Source organism: Dellaglioa sp. CoH-57-MRSF-18, from assembly GCF_056781995.1.
Window position 1 is genome coordinate 1 of record NZ_JBXAXX010000069.1, and the last position, 494, is coordinate 494.

Sequence of the window (494 nt, forward strand, 5' to 3'; positions counted from 1 at the left end):
CCAGCCGCCGAAAGCCACATCTTGAGTGGCACTGGCACCCCATCTGCGGCCGCGCGTTCCAGTGCCCCGAGCGGGTTCTCGACACCAATCGCGGCAAGCGCCTCACTCATCTTTTCGTTGAACTGCTGTTCCGTACATGCATATGGGTAGGAACCCAGCATATACAAGATGCTCTCGTCCCGACTCGTCGCCGTACTCGTATTTCGGTGCGTGCTGATCTTGTACTGCGATCCCGCCGTGACCTCGATACGTGTGATCTTCGTGCGCTCTACGCGTTCATACACGTAACTCCCGCGATCGTTTTCTGTGACCTCGGACTTTGCTCGGTAGTACGGATAGGTCACCTCACGTTCATGCTTCTGCCACTCTTGCGTGAAAAACACACGTTTTTCTTTTTCGCTCATCTTTTATCCTTCGTACGGGTCATCCCCGTTGTCGTAACATTGCTCGATACGCGCGGCCTCGGCTCGTAGTTCACGGGCCCTGTTCTCGTG

At 55.7% G+C, this 494-nt stretch carries 1 protein-coding gene; it reads right to left on the reverse strand.

Features of this window, described 5'->3' with window-relative positions:
• The coding region (locus tag AC1RPG_RS08095; RefSeq protein WP_481762484.1) for a hypothetical protein at nt 1-404 on the reverse strand (404 nt) is incomplete at its 3' end.
• Between the last annotated feature and the right edge of the window lie 90 nt (nt 405-494).